This window comes from Bacteroides sp. CAG:633 (assembly GCF_000435115.1).
In the GTDB taxonomy this organism is placed as follows: domain Bacteria; phylum Bacteroidota; class Bacteroidia; order Bacteroidales; family Bacteroidaceae; genus Bacteroides; species Bacteroides ndongoniae.
In genome coordinates, this window is the sequence record NZ_FR883094.1 from 1 (window position 1) to 8,250 (window position 8,250).

The following is an 8,250-nucleotide window of genomic DNA, read 5'->3' on the forward strand; positions in this document are numbered from 1 at the left end:
CGAAGCCTATCCGGCCATGACGATGGCAGGCAGCCGCGTAGAGACCATCCCTGCCGACCACTTCAACCACTGCGTAGCCGTGGTGCGCCTGCAGGACGGCACACTGATGCCCCTCGACCCCACATGGGTGCCATTCTGCCGTGAGCTGTGGAGCAGTGCCGAACAACAGCAGAACTACCTGCCGGGCACACCCGAAGGCACCGACCTCTGCCTGACACCCGTCTCTGCCCCCGAAAATCACTACGTACGCATCAACGCCGACAACCGCCTTTCTGCCGACGGCACCCTGCGAGGCAGCTTCACCATCGAAGCCGAAGGACAGAGCGACAGCAACATACGCCGCATCTTCACCACCGGCTTCCAAAGCGAATGGCAGAACACCATGGAACGCCAACTGCTCAACGTTTCGCCCAAGGCACGTCTCCTCAGTGTGGACTACGGACGCAATCCGAAAGACTATCAGAAGGCACCCATCCGCATCACCTTCCGCTACGAAATACCCGACTATGCCATGAAAACGGACGAGGACGGAATGGTCTTCAAACTGTTTGTGATGAACAACCTCTATACGCAAGTGATGTCCTATCTGCGCATCGACACCAGTCTGGAGACACGCCAATATGGCTTCAAGGACGGCTGTTCGCGCCTGGTGGAACTGAACGAAACACTGCGCCTGCCCGACCACTACCTGCTGAAAGGAGTACAGTCGACGGAAACGACCGAAAATACAGTAGGAGCAGCCGCCAGTTTCGAGGGCAACATCAAAGGAGAGGGCAACCTCGTAACGGTAAAGACCACCCTCAAGCTGAACAAACGTGTGTACGAAGCATCCGACTGGTTCTCTCTCCGCAAAGCTGTCAACATGGCCAAGAGTTACAACCGCTACTTCGTTGCCAAAAAGAGATAATAACAATGTCCACCAATAAATCCAAGTGAATCAAATGAAAACAATCCATTTACATATAGGTGTACTTGCCCTGCTCCTGTCCGTGACCCTCACCGCGCAGGCAGCCTCCGAAGCCCGCTTCGGCAAACTGTCGAAGACATACACCTTGCACGCCGACGGCAGTCAGGAACTCCGCGTGCAGAAAGAACTGACCCTCTACACCCACGCCGCCATGAACAGCCTTTACGGCGAAACGTTCATCGTCTACGATCCGCAATACCAGCAGCTCGAAATACACGATTCGTACACGCGACAGAAGGATGGTACCGTCATTCGTACCCCCGACAACGCCTTTGTCGAAGTGTTGCCCTCCGCAGCCGCCAATGCTCCGGCCTACAATCGGCTGAAAGAAATGGTAGTAGTACATACTGGCCTGGAGCTGGGTGCCACCATTTATTTAGATTACTCTATCAAGAGCCGTGCCGGCTATCTGCCCGAACTGGACATCTGTTGCCCGATAAAGGAACTGTCGCCCATCGACGAGTTCACCTGCCGCATCGAAGTTCCCGAAAGCAAGACGCTGCACTATGAATTGCTGAATGCCTCCGCCCGTCCGGCAGAAGCAAACAAAGATGGCATGAAATCCGTCACCTGGAAACTGAAAAACGTAGAGCCGCGCCCCTACTCTTACCCTTCACTGCGAGGCAGTCTGGGCATGGTGCAGCAGGTAGCTTCCGGCATGATGCCTGTTATCATGGCTTCTACATGGGCAAGCTATGCCGACGCACTGAAGTCACTTGCCCAACAGTTAACCCCCGGCGACCGCACAGTCATTGAAGCCCAACTGAACGAACTGAAACAGGCAGCACAACAAGACAGCACCGACCTGCGCACAGCCATCGCCACCTACATGAACAGGCTGTACACCTCCAGCCAGTGCAAGGTGTCGCTGCAAGAAGCAGGATACCGCCTGCGTCCGGCATCGGAAGTCATCCGTAGTGCCTACGGTACACAGGCCGAACTGGTCAACCTGGATGTTGCCTTGCAACAAGCAGCCGGAATGAAAGCCGAAGCAGCCATCTGCGCTCTCCGCCCGTCAGAAGCAGATAACCGGGGACTTGCTTCCATCGTTTCCCTCATAGCCCAATCCGAAAATGCTCCCCAAAAAGGAGCGGCCGTACAGGGAACAGGTGAATCCCGGCTACAAGACTACATGACGGTGACTACCCTACAGGCACACCCCCTGAAACTGGTGGTAAACACAGCTCAAGACACTCAGAAAGACGTATTGGAAATCAATGCCGACAACTCGCAGACACTGCCCGACGGATGGCAGGTTGTCACCCTGAAACCGGTATCGGCTGCCTTACCTTTATATACATACGCTGCCAATACCGACATCCGCGAAAACATCCTGCTTCCGCAAACCGTAGAAGTGACCTGCGAAACATTGGTCAAGCTGCCCGAAGGTACCACCTGGAGTCAGAAAGCCGATAAGACGCTGACCCGCCCATGTGGCAAGGTATCGTTCAGCTATAAGCAAGGAGCAGAGGGAGTAACCGTGACACGAAGCCTCAGCATCACACAGCAATTATTCACTCCTCAGACTTACTGCGACTTCTATGCCCTGATGGCCGAATGGCGTGACAGCAACAACCACACACTGCTGCTGAAACCTGTGAAGTAAGACGAAAATACAAAACGAGGGCGCATCCAAAACGGACGCGCCCTCGCTATTCTCCTATATAATACAGGTAAGATTATACCAGATGTGAAATCCACTCTTCACGTTCACCCGGCAGCAAGTCGATGACAGGAATCTCGATCATCGTGTAGCAGCCCGGTTGCTGACGCATAGCTGCACGTGCCACGCAAACCAATACCTGAGCAGTCAAAGCCGGGTTGTTGATACGCATGTTGAACTCGAACAACTGGTTCTGCGTCTTGCCCGAAACACCCTTACGAGTCAGGTTCACACCGTGTCCCATGTCGAGCAGTGCGTCTACGCTGGGCACGAGTTTCACGTGTGTTTCGTCGTTCACAAAGTAAGGATCGGCTTTGATGGCAGCAGCCACCTTGTCGAAATCGTAACCTTCGTTCAGTTCGATGTATACCATACGGCGATGGATGCCCGTACCGGTAGGAATCGTCATGGACAATGCAGCCTTCACACCTTCAATGGCCTTTACAGCTACTGTGTGTCCCATACTCATACCCGGTCCGAAGTTGGTATACGTAATACCTTTCGGTGCAATGGCTTCGAGCAACGTACGTACTACAGAATCGCTTCCCGGATCCCATCCGGCCGAGATGATGGAAACAGTATTGTGAGCCTTGGCCTCAGCGTCGAGCGTACGGCGCAGGTCGGCAATGCCTGTATGGATGTCAAAGCTGTCTACTGTATGGATGCCCAGTGCCAGAATCTCTTTGGCATATTTCTCCACACTGCGGGTCGGCGTACAAAGAATGGCCACGTCCACTCCTTCCAGTTCTTTAATATCTTTCACGACAGGATAATCGTTCAATTCAGCCGGACGGTTCTCGGCACCTGCACGGCGTACAACACCGGCAATTTCGAAATCAGGCGCAGCCTGCAAAGCCTGGAGCACATAGTGCCCGATATTGCCATAACCAACGATGGCAGCTCTTACTTTTTTCATACTTTTATCCAATTTAGTTATCAGTTTTCTTTTTAGTGGGTGCAAAAATACGCATTATTCATCAAATAGCGTACAAAACGGTGCAATCTTCCATTTTCTTTTTTTCTTTATTAAGACTATTTTATAGCCAATGGATATTTCGTACATTTGCACCGGACATATAACAAACCAGACATGGCATTTGTTCCGACCCCGAAGACGAAAGAGCTTCCAAACCAACAACTCAAGAACTCATAAACTCATAAACATATGATAGAATACCTCCGAGGCGAACTTGCCGAACTTAGTCCGGCAACCGCTGTCATCGACTGCAACGGCGTAGGCTACATAGCCAGCATTTCGCTCAACACCTACTCGGCCATACAGGGCAAGAAGACATGCAAGCTCTACATCTACGAAGCCATCCGCGAAGATACCTACCAGCTATACGGCTTTGCCGACAAGCAGGAACGCGAACTCTTCCTGCTGCTGATCACCGTATCAGGCATCGGAGGCAATACGGCACGAATGATTCTCTCGGCCTTGTCGCCCACCGAACTTATCAACATCATCAGCAACGAAAATGCCAATCTGCTGAAAACGGTGAAAGGTATCGGACTGAAAACCGCCCAACGCATCATCGTAGACCTGAAAGACAAGATAAAGACCGGAGCCGTAGCAGCCGCCATGGGTGTAGAACCGGGACTTCCGCTGGCAGGCATGGCCAACAGCGAACTGCAAGAAGAAGCCGTAGCAGCCCTCACCATGCTGGGATTTGCACAGGCTGCCTCACAAAAAGTGGTTCTGGCCATTCTGAAAGAAACGCCCGATGCTCCGGTAGAACAGGTTATCAAACTGGCACTTAAACGACTCTGACATGATGAAGACAAAGAAAATATATATGAATGACTGGCTGACAGCCAACGCCCGGAACCAGACACAGCCGGCCGACAAATGGTATGCAGACTTTGCCAACCGTCTGCTTCCCCTGATCGACAGCTCTCCTCTGTATGCCGGTCATACGTTTTACGGTCTGACCAAAACAGCCATCCGGGTAAGTCTGTACTTCTACGATACCATTGCCCAGTCTGGCGGCTGGAAAGTTTTCTGTGACAAATACCGACAGCTCTACCACCAGACGTTACCTTTCTACGAGTGTACCGATTACATTGACGACGAAATCAACCTGCCCGACGTATGCCTGTTGTTATGGGACAGCCTTTCGCAACCGGCTCTCCTCCCGGACGAAGACCATCCGGAATTGCAAGCTTTCGCCGATCTTCACGCTCCTTTTCATTTCCAGAATCCTTATGACAAGGAACTGTTGGCACTGGCCGGAAAACTGTATGATGAAATGGACAGCCTGTTCGAAGAAGCACCTATTGGCGAAATACCTTCACCCGACTCGTGGATGATGAACAGCCAAGTACTGGAAACTCCTTCGCTTCCTTTACCCGAAATTACTCCCGACAGCCGACTGACCAAGGACGTGGAACGCTGCCTGAAGTACAGCAACGGCTATCCCCTGCTTTATTTCGCCACCTACCGCGAACTGCACACCTTCCTGACTCAAGAACTGAAGTGGGAAGACCATCCCGACGGTCTGCTGGCCGACTTGAAAGACGAAAAGAACTTTGTGATCTATGCCAACGGCAAAGGCATGCTGATGGCTCCTGGTGTAGCAGCCTGCTTCTGCGATGCCCGTAATGCAGCCTACCATGCTTCGACGGCTGCTGCTGAAGCATACAAACTGTTCTGCCTGCCCGGCCATTGTCCGTTCGACCTGTTGAAGTATGGTATGCAGCACGGACTTCTGCCTGATGCCCAACTTCCCTTCCCGCAAGGAAAAGAAGTACTGCAGAACAACTGGGATTTCATAACACGATACTTTTTAGACGAATATTATGAGGGGGAATAAGAATACACATACTCGTCCGCGGCGGACCAGCAGCAAAAAAAAGCCGACAGGAAAAAGAATAGGCAAGTCGAAACCATCGAAAGCCAACAACCAGCTGAACAGAAGGGTAAAATAAGATCTGCCTGCAAGTAGCAGAGAAATATAATACCACATACGAAACAATATAAAAGAAGTGCAAACATACTGTCATTTCCTCGACTCTGAACGGAATGGCAGCATATTTGCACTTTTTTTTTATGTGCCCTTATTTTCTAAGGATACAAGAGGGTATATCAAATTAAGGAAGCATCTTCCTTTAGACACACCCTCCTTCTCACGAAAGTTTTCTTTCTTAAAGCTCGATAATTTCTTCGTTGCACACGGTCAGTTTCTCCACTCCTTCGGTAGTTACCACCCATGAGTTCTCTATACCTAACGGACCGACACCCGGCAACACAATCTTCGGTTCCAAGGCAAATACCATGCCCGGCTCCAGCTCCTGCTTCATGCGGGGAGCGATAACAGGTGCTTCGTTTATTTCCAAACCGATGCCATGACCGATGAACTTAGCCTTCTGTCCTACTCCCATGAAATAATCGGCAAATCCGGCTTCCTCCACCATCTTGACAGCCGTATTGTACAAATCTTCGCACGCTACGCCCGGCTTCGCCATGTTGGCAATGGCTTCTTGCACTTCCAGACACGTCTGGTGTGCCGCATACGCCTTTTCCGGCAATTTACCGATGGAGAATACACGACTCATATCACCCATATAGCCGTAGAAGTTACCACCCATATCCACCATCAGACTCTGTCCTGCCTGCAACAGTGAGCCGTTTGCACCTCCCGGCAACGAAGGATCGAGTCCCTCACCACCCAAGGCAAAATCGTAGGGAGAAGGAGCAGCAGCATTGTCACCAGCCAGCAGACTGCCCATAAAAATTTCCATACTCTGCCCAAACACACGGAAAATGCCCAGACAGCCTTCCAGACGCATCAGCCGTTCTATCTCGATGGAAAGCTGACGGTCGGTCATGCCCGGACGATAAACAGACGGTATCTGTTCGTAAGCTTTGGCATGCGCTGCTCCCGAACGACGGAAAATCTCAATCTCCATCACCGTCTTGATGCTGCGTGCCTGACGAATCAGCGACGAACCGCACGGCACAACTTCCGCTTCGGGGAAACAGGCTGCCAGCCGATTGTACTCAGTAAACGACAGTTCATCGCCTTCCAGCATCAGTTTTTTGGGCAAAGGCAAACCACACTCCTGTATCAGTTCCGGCAATTGCTCGGGCTTGCGTACAGGAAGTACATGTTCTCCGGTAATATTATTGGGGCGCTTGACAAACAGGCGGGCAGGCGATTCCAGCGGCAAATACAGGTAACCGCTAACTACAGTTCCGTAGGTATATATCAGATTGACATTGCAAGCAATAAGGGCGGCATCAATTCCACGTTGAGCCATCAGTACACGTATCTTATCACGTCTTTGTTTTAATTCCGGTTGTAACATCTTTTATAATTATGATTGGTTAGCATTCTTCGTTTTCGCACACAAAGATACAATTCTCCCGTCATAATTCCATCAATCCGGAAAATGATTATATACGCCTATATAAAAAAAGTACTGCCCCATACCTTCACAGGCCGCAGGCAGCACAAACCACAAATACAAATACAACTAAACAAAGTTTCTTTATACTATTCCCTGACCCATCATGGCGTGAGCCACCTTCATGAATCCGGCGATATTTGCGCCTTTCACATAGTTGATGTAACCGTCAGGTTCTGTACCATATTTAACACATTGTTCATGTATGCCGTGCATGATAGTGTGCAGTTTCTCATCCACTTCTGCAGCACTCCAGCTCAGGTGCATGGCGTTCTGCGACATTTCCAGTCCGCTGGTAGCCACACCACCGGCATTTACAGCCTTACCCGGTGCATACATAATCTTGTTTTCGATAAAGAGGTCGATGGCTTCGGGCGTACATCCCATGTTGGATATTTCGCCTACGCAAGTCACGTTATTATCTATCAGGTGACGGGCATCTTCGCCATTCAGCTCGTTCTGTGTAGCGCAAGGCAGTGCGATGTCTACCTTCACTTCCCACGGACGTTTGCCAGCTACGAATTTTGCACCCGGGAACTGCTCGGCATACGGTTCAACGATATCATTGCCCGAAGCACGAAGTTCCAGCATATAGTCAATCTTTTCGCCACTGATGCCATCCGGATCGTAAATGTAACCGTCGGGACCGGAAATGGTAACCACCTTGGCACCCAGTTGCGTAGCTTTTGTAGCAGCACCCCAAGCCACGTTACCGAAACCGGAGATAGCTACTGTCTTACCTTTAATATCAATACCTTTCGTCTGCAGCATCTGGTTCACGAAGTACAAACCACCGAAACCTGTAGCCTCAGGACGGATCAGCGAACCGCCGAATTCCAATCCCTTACCAGTAAACGTACCGGTAAACTCACGGGTCAGCTTCTTGTACATACCGAACATATAGCCTACTTCGCGGCCACCTACGCCGATATCACCGGCAGGAACATCCATATCGGGTCCCAGATGACGCCACAATTCCAGCATAAATGCCTGGCAGAAACGCATAATTTCGGCATCGCTCTTACCGCGCGGTGAGAAGTCGGAACCTCCCTTACCGCCACCCATAGGCAGCGTAGTCAGCGCGTTCTTGAAAGTCTGCTCAAATCCTAAGAATTTCAGGATGGAAAGGTTGACGGAAGCATGGAAACGAATACCGCCTTTGTACGGGCCAATGGCATTATTGAACTGTACACGGTAGCCCAGATTCGTCTGA

The 8,250-nt window shown here is 51.0% G+C and carries 6 protein-coding genes and 1 pseudogene; 4 read left to right on the top strand and 3 right to left on the bottom strand.

Annotated features, from left to right (window positions below):
- Both QVP67_RS09695 and QVP67_RS09700 read left to right on the top strand, forming a co-directional pair.
- Positions 1-907 (top strand): annotated as a pseudogene (locus QVP67_RS09695) (transglutaminase); the annotation flags it as partial.
- A gap of 34 nt (positions 908-941) precedes the next feature.
- Positions 942-2,573 carry a DUF3857 domain-containing protein gene (locus QVP67_RS09700; RefSeq protein ID WP_022163364.1) on the top strand — a complete coding sequence of 544 codons (1,632 nt, stop codon included), beginning with the start codon at positions 942-944 and terminating at the stop codon, positions 2,571-2,573.
- 73 nt (positions 2,574-2,646) lie between these two features.
- On the opposite strand, the gene QVP67_RS09705 is transcribed toward QVP67_RS09700, so the two are convergent.
- Entirely contained in the window at positions 2,647-3,546 is a 900-nt protein-coding gene (locus QVP67_RS09705; RefSeq protein WP_022163365.1) for a diaminopimelate dehydrogenase, read from the bottom strand.
- A gap of 249 nt (positions 3,547-3,795) precedes the next feature.
- Between QVP67_RS09705 and ruvA the strand changes: the two genes are divergently transcribed.
- Both ruvA and QVP67_RS09715 read left to right on the top strand, forming a co-directional pair.
- Positions 3,796-4,401, top strand: a complete 606-nt coding sequence (gene ruvA, locus QVP67_RS09710; RefSeq protein ID WP_022163366.1) for a Holliday junction branch migration protein RuvA — start codon at positions 3,796-3,798, stop codon at positions 4,399-4,401.
- 4 nt (positions 4,402-4,405) lie between these two features.
- Positions 4,406-5,443: a DUF3843 family protein gene (locus QVP67_RS09715; protein ID WP_288180092.1), complete on the top strand. Its 1,038-nt coding sequence runs from the start codon at positions 4,406-4,408 to the stop codon at positions 5,441-5,443.
- Positions 5,444-5,774: 331 nt separating this feature from the next.
- On the opposite strand, the gene QVP67_RS09720 is transcribed toward QVP67_RS09715, so the two are convergent.
- Together QVP67_RS09720 and gdhA are read right to left on the bottom strand one after the other, a co-directional pair.
- Positions 5,775-6,938 carry a M24 family metallopeptidase gene (locus tag QVP67_RS09720; RefSeq protein ID WP_022163368.1) on the bottom strand — a complete coding sequence of 388 codons (1,164 nt, stop codon included), beginning with the start codon at positions 6,936-6,938 and terminating at the stop codon, positions 5,775-5,777.
- Positions 6,939-7,121: 183 nt separating this feature from the next.
- Positions 7,122-8,250: NADP-specific glutamate dehydrogenase (gene gdhA, locus QVP67_RS09725; RefSeq protein WP_288180088.1), on the bottom strand; the 1,129-nt coding region annotated here is incomplete at its 5' end.